Source organism: Marinobacterium arenosum, assembly GCF_019795155.1.
GTDB lineage: Bacteria > Pseudomonadota > Gammaproteobacteria > Pseudomonadales > Balneatricaceae > Marinobacterium_C > Marinobacterium_C arenosum.
Window position 1 is genome coordinate 155,591 of the sequence record NZ_JAILYN010000004.1, and the last position, 18,904, is coordinate 174,494.

General features: G+C 62.6%; 14 protein-coding genes and 1 pseudogene. 8 read left to right on the forward strand and 7 right to left on the reverse strand.

The annotated features are described in order from the left end of the window. Nucleotides 1-51: 51 nt before the first annotated feature. From K6T12_RS03305 to K6T12_RS03320, 4 genes are all read left to right on the forward strand, one after another. Nucleotides 52-1,437 carry a sigma-54-dependent transcriptional regulator gene (locus K6T12_RS03305; protein ID WP_222219446.1) on the forward strand — a complete coding sequence of 462 codons (1,386 nt, stop codon included), beginning with the start codon at nucleotides 52-54 and terminating at the stop codon, nucleotides 1,435-1,437. Next, nucleotides 1,430-3,511, forward strand: a complete 2,082-nt coding sequence (locus K6T12_RS03310) for a sensor histidine kinase (protein WP_222219448.1) — start codon at nucleotides 1,430-1,432, stop codon at nucleotides 3,509-3,511. The genes K6T12_RS03305 and K6T12_RS03310 overlap by 8 nt, the downstream gene beginning before the upstream one ends. Before the next feature lie 154 nt (nucleotides 3,512-3,665). Next, entirely contained in the window at nucleotides 3,666-5,402 is a 1,737-nt protein-coding gene (locus K6T12_RS03315) for an OFA family MFS transporter (protein WP_222219450.1), read from the forward strand. A gap of 189 nt (nucleotides 5,403-5,591) precedes the next feature. Next, the gene (locus tag K6T12_RS03320) at nucleotides 5,592-6,434 is read left to right on the forward strand and encodes a sterol desaturase family protein (protein ID WP_222219451.1); all 843 of its coding nucleotides are present in this window, start codon (nucleotides 5,592-5,594) and stop codon (nucleotides 6,432-6,434) included. Here the strand turns inward: K6T12_RS03320 and ilvY are convergent. Further along, nucleotides 6,431-7,336: an HTH-type transcriptional activator IlvY gene (gene ilvY / locus K6T12_RS03325; RefSeq protein WP_222219453.1), complete on the reverse strand. Its 906-nt coding sequence runs from the start codon at nucleotides 7,334-7,336 to the stop codon at nucleotides 6,431-6,433. The two genes, K6T12_RS03320 and ilvY, sit on opposite strands and share 4 nt — an antisense overlap. A 280-nt stretch (nucleotides 7,337-7,616) precedes the next feature. On the opposite strand from ilvY, the gene ilvC reads away from it, so the two are divergent. Further along, nucleotides 7,617-8,633: a ketol-acid reductoisomerase gene (ilvC, locus tag K6T12_RS03330; RefSeq protein ID WP_222219455.1), complete on the forward strand. Its 1,017-nt coding sequence runs from the start codon at nucleotides 7,617-7,619 to the stop codon at nucleotides 8,631-8,633. A 432-nt stretch (nucleotides 8,634-9,065) separates the two neighbouring features. Here ilvC and ilvN read toward each other — a convergent pair whose 3' ends face one another. Together ilvN and K6T12_RS03340 are read right to left on the reverse strand one after the other, a co-directional pair. Then, nucleotides 9,066-9,560, reverse strand: a complete 495-nt coding sequence (ilvN, locus tag K6T12_RS03335; RefSeq protein ID WP_222219457.1) for an acetolactate synthase small subunit — start codon at nucleotides 9,558-9,560, stop codon at nucleotides 9,066-9,068. A 2-nt stretch (nucleotides 9,561-9,562) separates the two neighbouring features. Next, entirely contained in the window at nucleotides 9,563-11,284 is a 1,722-nt protein-coding gene (locus K6T12_RS03340; protein ID WP_222219459.1) for an acetolactate synthase 3 large subunit, read from the reverse strand. Between the two features lie 537 nt (nucleotides 11,285-11,821). On the opposite strand from K6T12_RS03340, the gene K6T12_RS03345 reads away from it, so the two are divergent. Then, nucleotides 11,822-12,088 carry a hypothetical protein gene (locus tag K6T12_RS03345; protein WP_222219461.1) on the forward strand — a complete coding sequence of 89 codons (267 nt, stop codon included), beginning with the start codon at nucleotides 11,822-11,824 and terminating at the stop codon, nucleotides 12,086-12,088. Between the two features lie 86 nt (nucleotides 12,089-12,174). Here the strand turns inward: K6T12_RS03345 and K6T12_RS03350 are convergent, their stop codons facing one another. From K6T12_RS03350 to K6T12_RS03360, 3 genes are all read right to left on the reverse strand, one after another. Further along, nucleotides 12,175-13,119: an ornithine cyclodeaminase family protein gene (locus K6T12_RS03350; RefSeq protein WP_222219463.1), complete on the reverse strand. Its 945-nt coding sequence runs from the start codon at nucleotides 13,117-13,119 to the stop codon at nucleotides 12,175-12,177. 193 nt (nucleotides 13,120-13,312) lie between these two features. Continuing rightward, nucleotides 13,313-14,383 (reverse strand): polyamine ABC transporter substrate-binding protein, encoded by a 1,071-nt coding sequence (locus K6T12_RS03355; protein WP_222219465.1) that lies wholly within the window; start codon nucleotides 14,381-14,383, stop codon nucleotides 13,313-13,315. A 175-nt stretch (nucleotides 14,384-14,558) separates the two neighbouring features. Continuing rightward, entirely contained in the window at nucleotides 14,559-15,809 is a 1,251-nt protein-coding gene (locus K6T12_RS03360) for an NAD(P)/FAD-dependent oxidoreductase (protein WP_222219467.1), read from the reverse strand. A 117-nt stretch (nucleotides 15,810-15,926) separates the two neighbouring features. Between K6T12_RS03360 and K6T12_RS03365 the strand changes: the two genes are divergently transcribed. Together K6T12_RS03365 and K6T12_RS03370 are read left to right on the forward strand one after the other, a co-directional pair. Next, entirely contained in the window at nucleotides 15,927-16,928 is a 1,002-nt protein-coding gene (locus tag K6T12_RS03365) for a 4-hydroxyproline epimerase (protein ID WP_222219469.1), read from the forward strand. A 57-nt stretch (nucleotides 16,929-16,985) separates the two neighbouring features. Further along, complete coding sequence (locus K6T12_RS03370; protein WP_222219471.1) at nucleotides 16,986-18,569, forward strand: aldehyde dehydrogenase (NADP(+)); 1,584 nt, start codon at nucleotides 16,986-16,988, stop codon at nucleotides 18,567-18,569. Between the two features lie 215 nt (nucleotides 18,570-18,784). Here K6T12_RS03370 and K6T12_RS03375 read toward each other — a convergent pair. After that, nucleotides 18,785-18,904: pseudogene (locus K6T12_RS03375) on the reverse strand (transposase); the annotation flags it as partial.

The window sequence follows — 18,904 nt, forward strand, 5'->3', positions numbered from 1 at the left end:
CGCAGAGAACATAAGGGACTTGTTCGCAGGTTCCTAAGATATGGATTGGCTATGGATAAGCACCCCGAAGGCGCAGTCGCCGCCGGCGACCCGGAACTGGCGCCGTTCTCCATCCTGATCGTCGACGATGAAGCCGGCATCTGCGATTTCCTCTGCCGGGCACTCAGCCGGCACTACGCCCAGGTGGCGATCGCCCGCTCCAGCGAGGAGGCCGAGCAACTGCGTCGGCGACGGCACTTCGATCTGCTGATCGTCGATATCTGCATGCCGGGGCAATCCGGCATCGACTGGGCCCGTGCTCTGGACGAACAGGGCGTCGGCAGCGAATTGATCTTCATGACCGGCTTCGCCGAGCTGGACAACGCCTTGCAAGCGGTCCGCCTGGGCGCCAGCGACTTCATTCTCAAACCTTTCCGGCTGGAGCAGATGCTGGCGGCGGTGCGTCGCTGCTTCGAGCGGCTGCAACTGGCACGCGAGAACTATATCTACCGACGCCGTCTGCCGCAGCTCGCCGATCAGCGGATGATGATCGGCGAAAGCCCGCAGATCGGCCAGTTGCGCGAACTGGTGGCGCGGGTGGCGCCGACCCGCTCGGCGGTACTGATCGAGGGCGAAACCGGCACCGGCAAGGAGCTGGTCGCCGCCGCGCTGCACCAGCTCAGCGGCCGCAAGGGACCGTTCGTACCGCTGAACTGCGGCGCCGTCGCCGCCGAATTGATCGAATCGGAGCTGTTCGGCCATACCAAGGGCGCCTTCACCGGCGCCGGCCAACCCCGCCAGGGGCTATTCAGCTACGCCGACGGCGGCACCCTGTTCCTGGACGAACTGGCGGAGATGCCACTACTGATGCAGGCCAAGCTGTTGCGGGTACTGGAGGAGGGCAAGATCCGTCCGGTCGGCTCCGAGCAGGCCCGCACGGTGGATGTGCGGATCGTTGCAGCCAGCAACCGCTCGCTACAGCAGGCGGTCGAGCAGGGCGAATTTCGCGCCGACTTGTTCTACCGCCTCAATGTGCTGCCGCTGCAACTGCCGCCGTTACGCCAGCGATGCGAGGATATCGCCCCATTGGCGCAGTACCTGGGCGGCCAGTTGGCCCAGGAACTCGGCCTGCCGCCGCTGCCGTTGAGCCAACCGGATATCCAGGCGCTGCAGCAGTACCATTGGCCCGGCAACGTGCGCGAACTGCGCAACCTGCTGGAGCGCTGCATGCTGCTCGGCAGCCTGCCCCATCAGATGCTGTCGCCCCAAGCTGACAGCCGCTCGACCGCCGAACCGCGAAGCGGCTATCCGCCGGACTGGTCGCTGTCCCAGGTCGAGCGGCACCATATCGAGCGGGTATTGGCACGGCAGCAGGGCAACAAGAGCCGCGCCGCCGAGCAGCTCGGCATCGGCCGCAAGACGCTGGACCGCAAACTGCAGCGCCGCAGTGATGGCTGAGCAACTACCGCACAGTATCCGTAAGCGGCTGCTGCGGCTGGCGCTGTTGCCGCTGCTGCTGGTACTGCCGGTGGTCAGCCTGATGGCCTGGCTGTGGAGCAGCGAACTGGGCTACCGCCAGCTGCTGATGAAGGCCAACACCGACCTGGCGGTGGCCCTGTCCAGTTTCCAGGCCACCCACGAGCGTTTCCTGCTGCAACTGGCACTGGCGGCCGAAGCACAACCTCTGCGCCAGCAACTGACGCTGCTGCAGCAGCACCGCTCGGCGCTGGCGGTCAGCGAACTGGCACTCCAGCTGGAACGGCTACGCCAACAGCAGGGCTTTGATTACGTCCGCCTGCTGGACCGGCGCCGCTGTGATCTGCTGGCGCCGGACGACTGCCGGTATCCGGCCGGCCCGCTGATTGATGCGGCGCTGCGCGGTGAGCGCGGTAGCGGGATCGAACTGTTTTCGCAGCTCCAACTGCAGCAACTGTCACCTGATCTGGCCGAGCAGGCCCGGCTGCCGCTGATCGCCACCGAACATGCCAAACCGAGCCGGCGTACCGTCGAAGACCGTGGCATGCTGCTGCACGTTGTCTATCCGCTGCTGGATAGCCGTGGCCGGGTCAGCGCCCTGCTGACCGCCGGCCTGCTGATGAACCGCAACATCAATTTCGTCGACCGGCTGAAGGAGACCGTGTACGGCGAGGGCTCGCTGCTGGCCGGCAGTCTGGGCACCGTGACGCTGTTCCTCGACGATGTACGGATCAGCACCAACGTGCCGCACCGCCAGCAGCCGCAACGGCGCGCGTTGGGCACCCGGGTCTCTGCCGAGGTACGCGCCCAGGTGCTGGAACGGGGCGAACGCTGGCTCGACCGCGCCTTCGTGGTCAGCGACTGGTATATCTCCGGCTATGCGCCGATCAGCGACGTCCATGGTCGGCGGGTCGGCATGCTGTACAGCGGCTTCTCGGAAGCGCCGTTCAAGGCGGAGCTGTACCGCTGGCTGTGGCAGCTGCTGGCACTGTTCACGCTGCTACTGGCGGGCTGCGTACTGCTGGCGCTGCGCGGCGCCCGGGCGATCTTCCGGCCGATCGAGGCGATGGCGGCGGTGATCACCGACATCCGCGCCGGTCGCCGGTTGCGAATGGTGCCGCCAGCCGACGGCGACGAGCTGACCATGCTGGCGCGGCAATTCAACCAAATGCTCGACCAGCTGGAACGGCAGCACGACCAGATCCAGGCGGCGGCCGAGCAGCTGGAACTGAAGGTGGCCGAGCGCACCGAGCAGCTGCGCCGCCATATCGCCCTGCTGCAGCGCACCCGCGAGCAACTGGTGGCCAAAGGCAAGCTGGCGGCGATCGGCCAGCTGACCGCCGGCATCGCCCACGAGATCAACAACCCGACCGCGGTGATCCTCGGCTACCTGGACCTGATGATGAGCGAACTGGGCGAGGCCGGCCAACCGGTGGCGGCGGAGGCGCAACTGATCGTCGAGCAGGTGGAACGGATCCGGGCGATCATCAACAACCTGCTGCAGTTCTCGCGACCCGGCGATTACCGCGCGCCGCTGTCGGCGCTGGATGCCAACCGGGTGGTCGAGGACACCCGGGCGCTGGTCAAGCATGACCTGGCCCGAAAACGGATCGCATTACGACTGGATCTGCGTGCCTCGCGGCCGGTGCTTGGCCACCGTCAGTCGCTGCAGCAGGTGCTGATCAACCTGATCGTCAACGCGGTCAATGCTATGGAGCCCGGCGGCAGTTTGGCCATCCGCAGTCGCAACTGGCGCGACCGGGGCCTGCTGCTGACGGTACGGGACAACGGCTGCGGCATCGCCGCCGCGCAGCTGGAGCGGATCTTCGACCCCTTCTACAGCCAGAGCCAGGGCGGCACCGGCCTGGGGCTGTCGGTCAGCTACTCATTACTGCAGCAGATGGATGCCGAGATCGACGTGCGCTCCCGGCCCGGCCACGGCAGCTGCTTCTATCTCTGGCTGCAACAGGCCGGCGAAGCTGACAAAGTCGACGAAACCCAAAAAACCGAGCGGGCCAAAATGACCCAACCGGCCGAAAACAGCGGGTCACTTTGACCCGCTGCCAATAGGTAGGACGCCGCTCTTTCCAGCCAACCCCTTATTAAAAAAAGAGTTTTCCTGACTGGCCCATGACTTGCTCTGGTATCCCACGGCCGTGCGCGATGCGCGGCCGCCTGGATAACAACAATAAGATTAGGAGTGGAGTCATATGTCTGAGTCTGCAGGGCCCTTGGCCTTTCTGATGAAGGATCGCATCGTCGCCAAGCCGGGCTTCAACCGCTGGCTGGTACCGCCCGCATCCATCGCGATCCATCTCTGTATCGGATCGGTCTACGCCTGGAGCATCTTCAACCCGCCGCTGGTCAAGCAGATCGGCGTGGTGGCCAGCGCCGCCGACGACTGGACGCTCAGTTCGGTGGTCTGGATCTTCTCGACCGCCATCGTGTTCCTCGGCCTGGCGGCCGCCATCGGCGGTAAGTGGCTGGAGGAGGTCGGTCCGCGGATGGTCGGCTTCCTAGCCGCGATCTGCTGGGGCGGCGGTTTCCTGATCGGCAGCCTGGGGATCGCCTACCACCAGCTTTGGCTGGTCTATCTCGGCTACGGCGCCATCGGCGGCTGCGGCCTCGGGCTGGCCTACGTATCACCGGTCAGTACCCTGATCCGCTGGTTCCCGGACCGGCGCGGTATGGCCACCGGCATGGCGATCATGGGCTTCGGCGGCGGCGCGATGATCGGTGCGCCGCTGAAAACCTGGCTGCTGTCGGTGTTCTATGAAGCCCCGCAGTACCTCGGCAAGCTGGCCGATATCAGGCTGGTGACCGAGGCCGGCCGCCGCTACGCCGAAGTGGCGGGCCAGAAGGTCGAAGTGGTGGTGGCGAGCGCCGCCGACATGGCCAAGATGCCGATTCCGGGCCCGGAGGGGGTCTATGTGGTGGGTACCGGCGATACCGGAGTGGCCAGCGTGTTCCTGACCCTGGGCATCGTCTATTTCCTGATCATGACCGTCGCCGCGTTCTCCTACCGGGTACCGCCGAGCGGCTGGGCACCGGCCGGCTGGACCCCGCCGACCGATGAAAAATCCAAGAAGAAGATGATCAGCGACAACCACGTACATATCGACCAGGCGCTGAGAACCCCGCAGTTCTATCGCATGTGGTTGGTGCTCTGCCTGAACGTGACCGCCGGCATCGGCGTGATCGGGGTCGCCAAGACGATGATGACCGAGATCTTCGGTTCGACCCTGCCGGGCATCGTCGACGCCGGCTTCGCCGCCACCTACGTGTTGATGATCAGTGTGTTCAACATGGTCGGCCGCTTCTTCTGGGCCTCGATGTCGGACTTTATCGGCCGCAAGAACACCTACCACTGCTTCTTCCTGCTGGGGATGCTGCTCTACCTGTCGATACCCTATGTCGCCACTCAGGTCAGCGTCGCCCCGTCGGTGATGTGGCTGGTGCTGTTCTACGGCGCCACCATGACCATCTTCACCATGTACGGCGGCGGTTTCGCCACCATTCCCGCTTACCTGGCCGACATCTTCGGCACCCTGCATGTCGGCGGCATCCACGGCCGACTGCTGACCGCCTGGAGCACCGCCGGGGTACTGGGGCCGTTCGCCATCACCCACCTGCGCCAGCTATCGCTGGAAGATGCGCTGCACTCGCTGGCCGCCAAGGTGGACCCGCAGCAGTTCCAGCAGGCCTTCGGCGCCGGGCTGGACCAGCTACAGACGCTGATCGCCACCAACACCGTCACTATCGGCAAACTGATGGAGATCGCCCCGCCGGGCACCGTGGACCCGACCTCCAGCCTGTACAACACCACCATGTACGCGATGGCGGGCCTGCTGGTGGTGGCGTTCTTCGCCAACCTGGGTATCAAGCATGTGGACGACAAGCACCATGTCCACAACACCCATCCGGAGCACGCCCCGGCTACTGCTTGATATCTTATAGAGACAACGCCCCGGCCATCCGCCGGGGCGCTTTTCTTCATTCTCTCACCAAGCTGCAAGCAACTGTGGCTGCGTTCCTGCAGCTTCCCCTACTGCACGCTGTTTCTTTTAGCCCACATTGATGGAACCATGACTCTATAAACGGTTTCCAACCGGTGGTTGAAGCAACAGGTGGAACAGATGGAGCAGTGGTTACTGGCGCACGAGGCGACACTGCGCCTCGGGATGTTTTTCGGCGTTTTCATGGCGATGGCGGGCTGGGAGTGGCGTACGCCCTGCCGAACCCTGCGGTTGACCCGCTGGCGGCGCTGGAGCAATAACCTGGCGCTGGTGTTGCTGAACTCGCTGCTGCTGCGGTTGCTATTCCCCGCGGCGGCTGTCGGCGTGGCCGCCTGGGCGCAAATACACGGCTGGGGGTTGCTGAACCATGTCGAGCTGCCGCTGTGGCTGGCGCTGCTGCTGTCGGTCACCGCGCTGGACCTGCTGATCTACTGGCAGCACCGCTTATTCCACCAACTGCCCTGGCTATGGCGGCTGCACCGGGTACACCACGCCGACCTGGACTACGACCTGACCACCGGGCTGCGTTTCCATCCGCTGGAGATCCTGTTGTCGATGCTGATCAAGTCGGCGGCGATCCTGCTGCTCGGCCCACCGCTGCTGGCGGTGCTGCTGTTCGAGCTGATCCTCAACGGCATGGCGATGTTCAATCACGGCAATGTGCAGCTGCCACCAGCGCTGGATAACGGGCTGCGACGGCTGCTGGTGACGCCCGATATGCACCGGGTGCACCACTCCATCCATCTCAATGAGATGCACCGTAACTTCGGTTTCAACCTCAGTATCTGGGACCGGCTGTTCGGCAGCTATGCCGCCCAGCCGAAGGACGGCCACCGGGGGATGCAAATCGGCCTGCCGGACGAGCCGGACCCGCGCCGGGTCGACCGGCTCGACGGCATGCTGCTGTTGCCGTTTCATGCGCCGACCGAGCAATCCCGGGCCGGCGGCCCCGGTGTTGACTAGCGATGGGTAACCTCCTCACCCTCCGGTAGCTGCGACCAGAACGCGCTGATCAGCGGGCTTTTCAGTTTTTTCTCCAGCGCAAACAGGCCAACCTGGTACGGCTCCAGCTGTGGTTGTACGTCCAGCACCCGCACCCGCTCGGCCAGCGGGCTGTTGTCCAGCACGATCTTTGGCACCACGCCGACACCGAAACCGAGGCTGACCATGCTGACGATCGCCTCGTTGCCGGCCACCTGGGCATAGATGGTCGGCTTGATCCCCTGGCTGCGGAACCAGCGATCCAGCCGCTGGCGCGACACGCCGGACTCGGACAGGATCATCGGGATACGGGCCCAGTACTCGGCGGTCAAAGGCCCACTCAACAAGGCGTCCAGGGTGGGCTCGGCCAGTGGGGCGATAAACAGCAGCGGCGACTCGGCGATCGGCTTGAAGGCGATATCGGCCGCCAGCTGCTCCGGCCGGGCGGCGATGCTGATATCCTCCTGGCCGGCCTGGATCCGGGCGATGGCGTGCTCCGGGTCGCCGGTGTGCAGCTTGATCTCGATGCGCGGGTACAGACTGCGGAACTGGCTGAGCATCTCATACAGGAAGCTGTAGCTGGCGGTTACCGAGCAATACATGCTGATCTCGCCATGCAGCTCGCCGGTGCCGGCCATCAACTCGTTGCGGATCGCCTCCCAGCCGTCCACCGCATCACGGGCATAGGCCTGGAATTTCTCCCCTTCGCGGGTCAACGTCACGGTGCGATTGTCGCGTTCGAACAGCGCCACCCCGAGCGTCTCCTCCAACTGCTTGATCGAGCGGCTCAACGCCGACGAGCTGACATGGCTCAGCTCGCTGGCACGGCCGAAATGCAGGGTGTCGGCCAGGGTCAGGAACTGCTTCAGGGTGCGGATATCCATAGGGGAGTTACCAGTGTTGAGTTAACAGTTTCCAGTGCACAGTCACGGGCCCAGCAAGGCAGCAGCCACATTGAGAAGTCGCCGAGCACCTCCACTGTTGACTATGAACTGTCCACTCGTCACCGCTGGTTTCTCAGATAATACTACGATGCGTAAATCGGGACACTACATTGCATATATATCATTTTACGCAACAACCCGGATCGCCTATCGTTAGCCCATCGACTCGGCGCCGATCCGTCGGGTCCCACCTATTAACGCTTAAATCCGGGATAGAACCATGCAGGTTTATTACGACAAAGATTGCGATCTCTCCATCATCCAGGGCAAGAAAGTTTCCATCATCGGTTACGGCTCCCAGGGCCACGCGCACGCGTGCAACCTGAAGGATTCCGGCGTGGACGTGACTGTCGGCCTGCGTGCCGGCTCCTCCTCCCGCGCCAAAGCTGAATCCGCCGGCCTGAAAGTTGCCGACGTTGCCGAAGCCGTTGCTTCCGCCGACCTGGTGATGATCCTGACTCCGGACGAGTTCCAGGGCCAGCTGTACAAGAACGAGATCGAGCCGAACATCAAGCAGGGCGCGACCCTGGCATTCGCACACGGTTTCTCCATCCACTACAACCAGATCGAACCGCGTGCCGACCTGGACGTGATCATGATCGCGCCGAAGGCGCCGGGTCACACCGTACGCTCCGAGTTCGTCAAAGGCGGCGGTATCCCGGACCTGATCGCGATCTTCCAGGACGCATCCGGTAACGCGAAGAACGTTGCCCTGTCCTACGCTTCCGGCGTTGGCGGTGGTCGTACCGGTATCATCGAGACCACCTTCAAGGACGAGACCGAAACCGACCTGTTCGGTGAGCAGGCGGTCCTGTGCGGCGGCTGTGTCGAGCTGGTTAAAGCCGGTTTCGAAACCCTGGTTGAAGCCGGTTACGCGCCGGAGATGGCTTACTTCGAGTGTCTGCACGAACTGAAGCTGATCGTCGACCTGATGTACGAAGGCGGCATCGCCAACATGAACTACTCGATCTCCAACAATGCGGAGTACGGTGAGTACGTAACCGGTCCGGAAGTGATCAACGAACAGTCCCGCGAAGCGATGCGCAACGCGCTGAAGCGCATCCAGGACGGCGAATACGCCAAGATGTTCATCACCGAAGGTCAGACCAACTACCCGTCCATGACCGCTCGCCGTCGCAACAACGCGGCACACGGTATCGAGCAGGTAGGCGAACAGCTGCGCGGCATGATGCCGTGGATCGCTGCCAACAAGCTGGTCGACAAAGAGAAGAACTAAGCCTTCTCCGATCGAATAGATCACAACTCCCGCCAAGGGGTTGGCAAACGAAAAAACCGGAGCCTGTGGCTCCGGTTTTTTTGTTTCTTCTAAGTCTTACCCGACAGTCTCTATCTCGTAGCAGCCCATTTGGTATGCCCCTTGAGCGCTGCGGGCGACCGGGTATGTCATTGACGGAAACCACCTCTGGTCGCGGATAAATCCGCTCCTACATGAGTTACCGAAAGCGGCTCCGTCCGGGCCGGTTCAGCCACGATCACCATTACCAAATCTACCACGCCTTCCACCAAAGCCTGTCCCAAGTGGGGTCTGCGGCGTAAAGCTTGCAGCTTTACTCTTGCAGCTCCCCGAAGGGGCATAAAAAATGCCGGGCGGGTTTCCCCGACCGGCATTTTGGTGAACGTGCCGCTTGTAGCGACAAGCGTGTAGCCCTTACAGGCTCAATACCTTCTCGCCGCGGCTGATGCCGGAGACACCGGAGCGGACCACCTCCAACACCGTGGTGCCGGTCAGTGCGGTGATAAACGCGTCCAGCTTGTCGCTGGAGCCGATCAGCTGCACCGTGAAGATGTTCGGCGTGGCGTCGATGATCTGGCCGCGGAAGATATCGGCGGTACGCTTGATCTCCTCGCGGGCCGAACCACTGTTGGCCTTCAGCTTGATCATCATCAGCTCGCGCTCGATGTGATCGCCTTCGGTCAGATCGACCACCTTGACCACGTCGATCAGCTTATTCAGCTGCTTGGTGATCTGCTCCACTACCCGGTCGTCGCCGATGGTGGTTACCGTCAGACGGGACAGGGTGGAGTCTTCGGTCGGCGCTACGTTCAGCGACTCGATGTTGAAGTTACGCTGGGAGAACAGGCCCACAACGCGGGACAGCGCACCCGGTTCGTTTTCCATCAGAACTGAAATGATATGGCGCATCCTTAAGTTCTCTCCGTCTTGGTCAGCCACATGTCACGCATGGAACCACGCGGTACCTGCATCGGGTAGACGTGCTCGAACGGGTCGACCGCGATATCCATGAACACCAGGCGATCCTTCAGCGCGAACGCTTCCTTCATCGCCGCTTCCAGGTCGGAGAACTTGTCCACCTTCATACCGACATGGCCGTAGGATTCCACCAGCTTGACGAAATCCGGCAACGAACGCATGTAGGACTGGCTGTGGCGGGACTCGTAGTTCATGTCCTGCCACTGGCGCACCATACCCAGCGACTGGTTGTTCAGACAGAGGATCTTCACCGGCATGTCGTACTGACTGCAGGTGGACAGCTCCTGGATATTCATCTGGATACTGCCCTCGCCGGTGACGCAGGCCACGTCGGCATCCGGGAAGTTCAGCTTAACGCCCATCGCCGCCGGCAGGCCGAAGCCCATGGTGCCGAGGCCGCCGGAGTTGATCCAACGCTTGGGTTTGTTGAACTTGTAGTACTGAGCCGCGAACATCTGGTGCTGACCGACGTCGGAGCAGACGAAGGCATCGCCGTTGGTGACGTCGCACAGCGTCTCGATCACCTGCTGCGGTTTCATCAGCTCGGAGTCGTCGGTGCGATAGCGGCCGCCGTGGCGGGCGCGCCACTCGTCGATCTGCTCCCACCACAGCTTGTTGGCCTCGGCGTCCGGCTGTTCCTTGGCGGATTTGACCAGCTGGATCATCTCCTTCAGCACTTCCTTGGCCGGCCCGACGATCGGGATGTCGACCGAGACGGTCTTGGAGATCGACGCCGGATCGATATCCACATGGATGATCTTGGAGGTCGGACAGAACTTGTCGACGGCGTTGGTAACACGGTCGTCGAAGCGCGCGCCCACCGCCAGGATCACATCGCTGTGGTGCATCGCCATGTTGGCTTCGTAGCTGCCGTGCATGCCCAGCATGCCGATGAACTGGCGGTCCATGCCCGGATAACCGCCCAGCCCCATCAGGGTGTTGGTCACCGGGTAGTTCAGCGCCTGCGCCAGCTCGGTCAGCTCTTCGTGGGCGTCGCCCATGATGATGCCGCCGCCGCTGTAGATCACCGGCCGCCGGGCCGACAACAGCAGGTCCACCGCTTTCTTGATCTGACCACTGTGGCCACGGTTGACTGGATTGTAAGAGCGCAGCTTGACGCTCTTCGGATACTCATATTCGTACCGTTCGGTCGGCGTTGTCATATCCTTCGGAATATCCACCACGACCGGCCCAGGACGACCGGTCTGCGCGATATGGAACGCCTTCTTGATAGTGGCCGGAATCTCTTCCGGATGCTGAACACTGAAGCTGTGCTTCACGATCGGCCGGGAGATACCGATCATATCGGTCTCCTGGAACGCATCTTCACCGATCAGGAAAGACATAACCTGGCCGGTGATTACCACCATCGGGATGGAATCCATGTACGCCGTGGCAATACCTGTCACGGCGTTCGTCGCACCCGGTCCGGATGTCACCAGCGCAACACCGGCCTTGCCGGTGGCACGCGCGTAAGCATCCGCCATATGAGTTGCAGCCTGTTCGTGGCGTACCAGAATGTGCTGTACATCATCCTGCTGGAAGATGGCATCGTAGACGTGCAGTAGTGCGCCACCCGGATAGCCATAGATGTACTTCACGCCCTCATCTCTGAGCGCGCGTATAACCATTTCTGCGCCTGAAAGTAATTCCACTGTTTAACCCTCTATTTAGCCCCAGCAGTACACTGGAGGCCTAACAGTTCTCAGTTTCTGCAACGGTGAACGCAGCCCGCAGCCGAGTGTGGGTGACACTCGACCCTATACGTTACTTTTCCTGGAAATGAACAAAAAAGCGGCTGACGTTCGGGTGCTTGCCAGAGCTGAGGATCGCTCAGCCGGCAGACCTGATCTGAACGGCGGGACAGTTCCAATGTCCGCTCCGCAGGCGTTCGGGGTAACCTACTGGCCTCAGGTCGAAAAAGTAAGCACGAAATTCTCGCATCTTGATAAAATTTGATCAACCGAGTAAAGGCCGTAAATACTCATTAAAAAGCCTTATATTTCGCCTTATCCGGCCAAATACCCCTGCTTGGCAAATGGCTTTGCTGAGCAACCGGCCAACAATTGAACAAAACTGCCACCAATAACCTTTGACGTCGCCCGAAAGTCGCGCGCCACATCGCTGGCTGATGCAGTCAGCGCCGCAACCGGTTATAGTGATCGCAGCTGATTTTTATCAGGAGACGAATAATGAGCGTTGCCGAAATTAAAAATAAAGAACGGGTTATCAAAGAGCTGATGGGCTTTATCCGCAAGGTGCTGGTAGACCCGGAAATCTCTCCGAAGGCGTTGGAGATCGCCCGCAAATATATCGGTGAGGACCACGCCGATGTGAAGATCGCCGACGAGCTGTCCGCCACCACCAGCGTCAAGATCCCGGCCGAGCACAGTGATGCCGACCGCCTGTTCCTGCAGGTGCTCAAAGAGGTGGTCAAGGACGAGAAGGCGCTGTACTGAACCGCCCAACCCGCTCTCACTGGAAAAAGGCCGCATAGCGGCCTTTTTCATGTCTATTAATTGATTTCTATTGATTGATCCCTTTGCTATTCGGCCAACTGCCGGACCACCCAATGCGCGGCCGCCAGATCGGCCAACGCGGTGCCGACCGATTTATAGAGCGTGATCTCGTTATCGCTCTGCCGCCCAGCCCGTCTGCCGGCACAGAGTTCGGCCAGTTCCGCCGCCACACCCGCAACGCTGAAACGTCCTTCGGCGATCGGGATCAACAGTTCGCCGGCCTCGTTCAGCACATTGCTGCGGCTGTCGACGAACACCCGGCTGCGTTCCACCAGTGTGCTGTCGCATTCGCGCCGGTCGGCGGCATGGTTGCCGACCAGGTCCACATGGCAGCCGGGCTGTACCCAGTCCCCCAGGATCAGCGGTACAGCGGCACCGGTGGCGCAGCTGATGATATCGGCCTCGGCAGTGGCGGCAGGCAGATCCTCGACCAGACGACAGCGCAGACCCGGCCGGCGGGCCTGGATCTGCTGCAGCGTCAGCTTCGCCTTTTCTGCATCCCGTCCCCAGATCATCACCTCATCGATGCCGCGAACCTGGGCGTGGGCCAGCGCCATATAGGGTGCCAGTTTGCCGGTGCCACACAGCAGCAGCCGGCGGGTATCCGGCCGGGCCAGGTAGTCCGCCGCCAGGGCCGAGGCAGCGGCGGTACGCCAATAGGTCACCTCGGTACCGTCCACCAGCGCCAGCGGTGCACCACTATCGCGTTTGAACAGCAAGATCTTTGATGCCAGAGTCGGCAGACCTCGGGCCGGATTGTCCGGGTAGTAGGTGAACGCCTTCACCCCGACCAGCTGCTCGTTCCAGGCCGGCAGCACGGCGAAGGCATCGCCATGGCCATGTTGCGGATCGAGCGGGTAGAGCTGGCGCTGCGGCATGCCGAAGCTGCCGGCGAAGGCCTCGCGCAGGGCGCCGATCAGGCCATCGAACGCCATCACGCCTGCTACCTGTTGCGCATCGATAATCCGCATCTGCTTCTCCTTATTTTTTGAATATTGGGACATGGGTTGAGGGCCGAAGCGGCTAGACAGTAAAAAACCGCACGCCACCAAAACCGGCGTGCGGCACACTGGCGTGCCGAATGCGGGCTGCCGCCTGGCGGCAACCCGCTTGACGCCGGTCGAAGCTCGATCGACGTTACATATCGCGCCGGCCGATAGTCCTTTAGTTGGCCAGCCAGGTGTTGAACTCTTCGTTCAGCTCGTCGGCGTAGTCGGTCCACCATTCATCATTGAACAGGAAAGCGTTTTTGAAGTTGGCCGGTGCGGTCGGCAGGCTGGCGACCAGCTCGGCATCCAGAATCTTGGTGGAGGAGACGCGGGTCGGACCGTAGGCGGTCCACTTGGCCTGTTCAGCCAGCGGAGTGGTGCCGGAGGAGAACTGGATGAACTCCAACGCCTTGGCCTTGTTGGGGCTGCCTTTCGGAATCGCCCAGCCGTTCATGTAACCGATCTGATGATCCCAGATGATGCGGAACGGCTTGCCCTCTTTCTTCTGGGCATTGTAGATCCGGCCATTAAACGCCGACGACATCACCACCTCGCCATCGGCCAACATCTGTGGCGGCTGGGCGCCGGTGGTCCACCAGATGACATTGTCCTTGATGCTGTCCAGCTTGCGGAACGCTCGGTCACGCCCCTCGCGGGTCTCCAGCAGCGGGTAGACCTGCTCGGGCGCAACACCGTCGGCCATCAACGCCCACTCGAGGTTGCCCTGCGGCTGTTTCTGCAATGCCCGCCGGCCAGGAAACTTGCTCAGGTCGAACAGGTCGGTCAGCTTGCTCGGGGCCGCGCCCTGCGGGAAGCGGCTCTCATCGAAGGCCAAAATATTGGATACCACGATCGACGAGATGGCGCACTCATGCAGCGCGCCACGAACGAAGTCCTGCTTCGCCGGGGTACCGTCCTCACCAGCCAGCAGCAGCGACGGGTTGAACGGTTCCAGCAACCCTTCGGCACAGCCACGCACGATATCCGGCTTATCCAGCGACACCAGGTCCCAGGTCACCTTACCGGCCTCGACCTGCGCCTTGATCTCCGCCAGGCCACCGCTGAAATCTTCCGACAGGATCTCAATACCGGTCTTGGCGGTAAACGGCTTGTGGTAGGCCTCGACCTGACTCTTGGTGAAGGCGCCCCCCCAGGACACCACGGTCAGCCGATCAGCCGACTGGGCGGGGTTGGCCAGCAGAAAGCCAAGGGACAGGGCAGAGAGCGCTTTTATTGTTTTTTTCATCTCGCATAAACCTCCGGAGGTTGTGGTTACCGCCACCGGTTGGCAGCGGCTGAAATTCGAACAGTTGTCACTCTAGAACCAATGTATATTTTATACAATATACATTTTGTAAAATTTTTTAGCTCTCAAGAGCTGTCAGCCGCAGATCGGCTCGACAGTAAAATTGACCTGCTAGTCAAGAAAAACGGCCAAGCCGGAATGGGCTCAGGTCGACCGCAGGGGCCTTCTGCTGCTGCAGGGCCAGCACCAGCTCTGCGGTCAGCGCGGCCTGGGTCAGCCCCAGATGCTGATGGCCGAAGGCAAGCAACACCTGGCCGCGCGGCCCGGCCCGGTCGATCACCGGCAGCGAGTCGGGTAGCGACGGCCGAAACCCCATCCAGCGCTCGCCGGGACGCTCATCGACTGTTGGCAGCAGCGCACGGGCATGCAGCAACAGCATCTCGGCCCGTTTCATATTGGCCGGCTTGTGCAGGCCGCCGAACTCGACGGTACCGGCCAGCCGCAAGCCCTCCTCCATCGGCGTCATGATGAAACACCGCTCGGCGGAGGTTACCGGGATCCGCAGCTGATCGGCCGCTGCCGGCAGCATCAGGTGGTAACCGCGTTCGGTATCCAGCGGCAGAGAACGACCGGTCAGTTGCTGCACAAAGGGTTTCGACCAGGCTCCGGTGGTCAGCAACAGTTGCGGCAGCTGCCAGTCGCCGTCGGCCAACCGCAACCGGCAGCCTTGGTCGGTCAGCTGTACCGCCTGCACCTCCTGCTGTAGAAACTGGCCGCCCAGCTGGCGGAAATAGCTCGCCAACCGCTGGCACAACCGATAGGGGTTGGCGGTGTGGCCGGTCTCGGGGAACAGCACCCCGTGCTCGATCCGGCCCGCCAGCTGCGGTTCCAGTTCGCGTACCTGGTCGCCAGACAATAGCTGCGCCTGAACGCCATGTTGGCGCAGTTGTGCCAGCGTAGGCTGGTAGCCCTGCAGCGTCTGTTGCTGCTCGAACACCAGCAACGAGCCTTCAACCCGCAGCATATCCGTAGCGTCAACCTCCTCGAGCAACCGCTGCCAGGCCGCCAACGCCCCCTGGTTCAGCGATTGCAGCGCCTGGGCGCCGGCGGCAAACGGTCGCTGGCGGGTATTCAGCATGAAGCGGATCAGCCAGGGGGCGATCCGGTGCAGGTAGGACCAGCGGATCGACACCGGGCCCAGCGGATCGAGCAGCATGCCCGGAATCTTGCCCAGCAACCCTGGCGTCGCCAGCGGCAACACCTGCTCGGTGGCGAAGTGGCCAGCATTGCCCTTGGAGCAGCCCTCGCCGACGCCGTCCCGGTCGATCAGGACCACCCGGTAGCCGGCCCTTTGCAGCGCAATCGCACAACAGAGGCCGACCACCCCGGCCCCCACCACCGCTATATCCGTGTCCGGTCGTTTCATCTTTTTTGGTTCCATTGTCGCTCAAAATTATTGTATAAAATATACAATCAGTGATAATTGTACAAACTTCAAGCAAGGCCCATCACCGTGAGAAAACAAGAACAACAGGAGATCGGAATGAGAGAAGGCACGTTTTTCTGCATCGATGCCCACACCTGCGGCAACCCGGTGCGACTGGTCGCCGGCGGCTACCCGATGCTGAAGGGCCGCACCATGAGCGAGAAGCGGCAGGACTTCCTGCAGCACCATGACTGGATCCGGCAGGCGTTGATGTTCGAGCCGCGCGGCCACTCGATGATGTCCGGCTCGATCCTCTATCCGCCCTGCTCGGCGGAGGCCGACGCCTCGGTGCTGTTTATCGAAACCAGCGGCTGCCTGCCGATGTGCGGTCACGGCACCATCGGCACCGTCACCGCGGCGATCGAGAACGCACTGATCATTCCACGCACCCCGGGCCAGCTGATTCTCGATGTACCGGCCGGGCAGATCCGCATCGAATACCAGCAGAACGGCGCCAAGGTGGAGCGGGTGCGGATCTTCAATGTCGCCGCCTACCTGGCCCACAGCGAGGTGGTGGTCGAGGTGCCGCAGATGGGGGAACTGGTGGTGGATGTCGCCTACGGCGGCAACTTCTACGCCATCGTCGACCCACAGCGGAACTTTGCCGGCCTGGAACACTACAGCGCCGATCAGATCCTGCAGTTGAGCCCGCTGGTGCGCCAGGCGGTCGACCAGGCAGTCGAGTGTATTCATCCCGACGATCCGACGGTATGCGGCGTGTCCCACGTGCTCTGGACCGGCGATCCGCGCCAGCCCGGCGCCCACGCCCGCAACGCGGTGTTCTACGGCGACCGCGCCATCGACCGCTCGCCCTGCGGCACCGGCACCAGCGCCCGGATGGCGCAGTGGTACGCCAAAGGCAAACTGAATGTCGGCGACGCGTTCGTCCACGAGAGCATTATCGGCAGCCTGTTCGAGGGCCGTATCGAGGCCGCCAGCCGGGTTGGCGCGTACGACGCCATCCTGCCCAGCGTACAGGGCTGGGCGCAGGTCTACGGCCACAACACCATCTGGGTCGATAACGACGATCCCTACGCACACGGCTTCGAAGTCAAATAAGCAGCCAAATAAACCACCAGATAAGCCGCAAAAAATCAAAATCAGAAGGAGATCCGCATGACCGCCATCACGGGCGCCGCCTTTATCGCCGGCCAGCCGATCAGCAGCCCAGAGGGCTTCCAGGCGCAGGACCCGCGCCTTAACCAGCCGCTGCCGGGCCTGTTCCCGGAAAACGGCGATCAGGAGGTGGCCGCTGCCGCCGAGGCCGCGGCTGCCGCCTTCCTGCCCTACAGCCAGCTGAGCGACCGCCAGCGGGCACTGTTGCTGGACTGCATCGCCGAACAGCTGGAACAGCGCCGCGAGGCGATCGTCGCCCGCGCCTGCGCCGAAACCGCGCTGCCGGAGCTGCGCATCAATGGCGAGCTGAGCCGCACCACCGGCCAGCTGCAACTGTTCGCCAACCTGCTGCGTGACGGCAGCTGGGTGCGCGCCTCGATCGACCGTGCCGACCCGACCCGGCAACCGCTGGCCAAGCCGGATATCCGGCTGATCCAGCAGCCGCTGGGCCCGGTGGCGGTGTTCGGCGCCTCCAACTTCCCGTTGGCATTCTCGGTGGCCGGCGGCGATACCGCCTCGGCCCTGGCCGCCGGCTGCCCGGTGATCGTCAAGGGCCATCCGGCCCACCCCGGTACCAGCGAACTGGTCGGTCGGGCGATCAACGCCGCCATCGAAGCCTGCGGCCTGCCGGCCGGGGTGTTCTCACTGCTCAGCGGCACCCGCCACCAGCTGGGCGCCACACTGGTGCAGCACCCGGCGATCCAGGCGGTCGGCTTCACCGGCTCGCTGGGTGCCGGCCGGGCGCTGTTCGACCTGGCCAGCCGGCGGCCGCAGCCAATCCCGTTCTACGGCGAGCTGGGCTCGGTCAACCCGGTCTACCTGCTGCCGGCGGCGCTGCAACAGAATGGCGCGGCACTGGCCAGCGAGTTCGTGCAATCGCTGAATATGGGCTGCGGCCAGTTCTGCACCAACCCGGGCCTGCTGATCGCCATCGACAGCCCGGCGCTGGAGGCGTTCCAGGCACAAGCGGCCCAACTGTTGAGCAAGCAGCCGGCCCGCCCGATGCTGACCGCAGCTATCGGCCGGAGTTACCGCCGCCAGTTGGAACAACTGCGGGCCCATCCGGCCACCCGGCAGATCGGCCAAGGCCAGCCCGGTGATGACATTCAGGTACAGACCGCCCTGTTCAAGGTCAGCGCTGACACCTGGCTGGCCGACCCGATGCTGGAGGAGGAGGTGTTCGGCCCCTGCGCCCTGCTGGTCTGCTGCCGCGATGCCGACCAGCTGCTGGCGGTCACCCGCCGTCTGCAGGGCCACCTGACCAGCACCCTGCACGGCGCCCAGGCGAACGACCCGCTGACCGGCCAACTGATGGCGCTGCTGCCGCACAAGGTCGGCCGGATCCTGTTCGATGGCTGGCCGACCGGGGTCGAGGTCTGCCACAGCATGACCCACGGCGGCCCCTACCCCGCCGCGACCGACAGTCGTAGCAGCTCGGTCGGCAGCCGGGCGATCGAGCGCTGGGTGCGGCCGGTCAGCTATCAGAACACCCCCGACCCGCTGCTGCCACCGGCACTGCAGAATGCCAACCCGCTCGGCATCTGGCGCCAGATCGACGGCCAGCTGAGCGACGGCGTGCTCTAGTAGCCTGTAGGACTTGACCGATCGTAGCGAGGGAAAGCGGGATTGAGGCAGATTTTTCGAACGATTAAGGCGAATAGCGAGCTATTTAACGAAGTCGTTCGAGAAAGATGACAATATCCGCTTTCCCGCACGACTGCATGGATGCAGGAGTTAGGGCAAAGCAGGAAGCCAGAGCCGAGTAGATTAGTGTTAAGTCCGACAGGCTGCTAGGCCCGCTTCAGATCGGAGGTGACCGCCTTGTAGTCCTTCCACGGCACGTATTTGACCGAATTACGCACCATGTGAACAATACAGAGCTGGATCCGGGTTTCGGGGTAGGCCGTATTGATCGCATC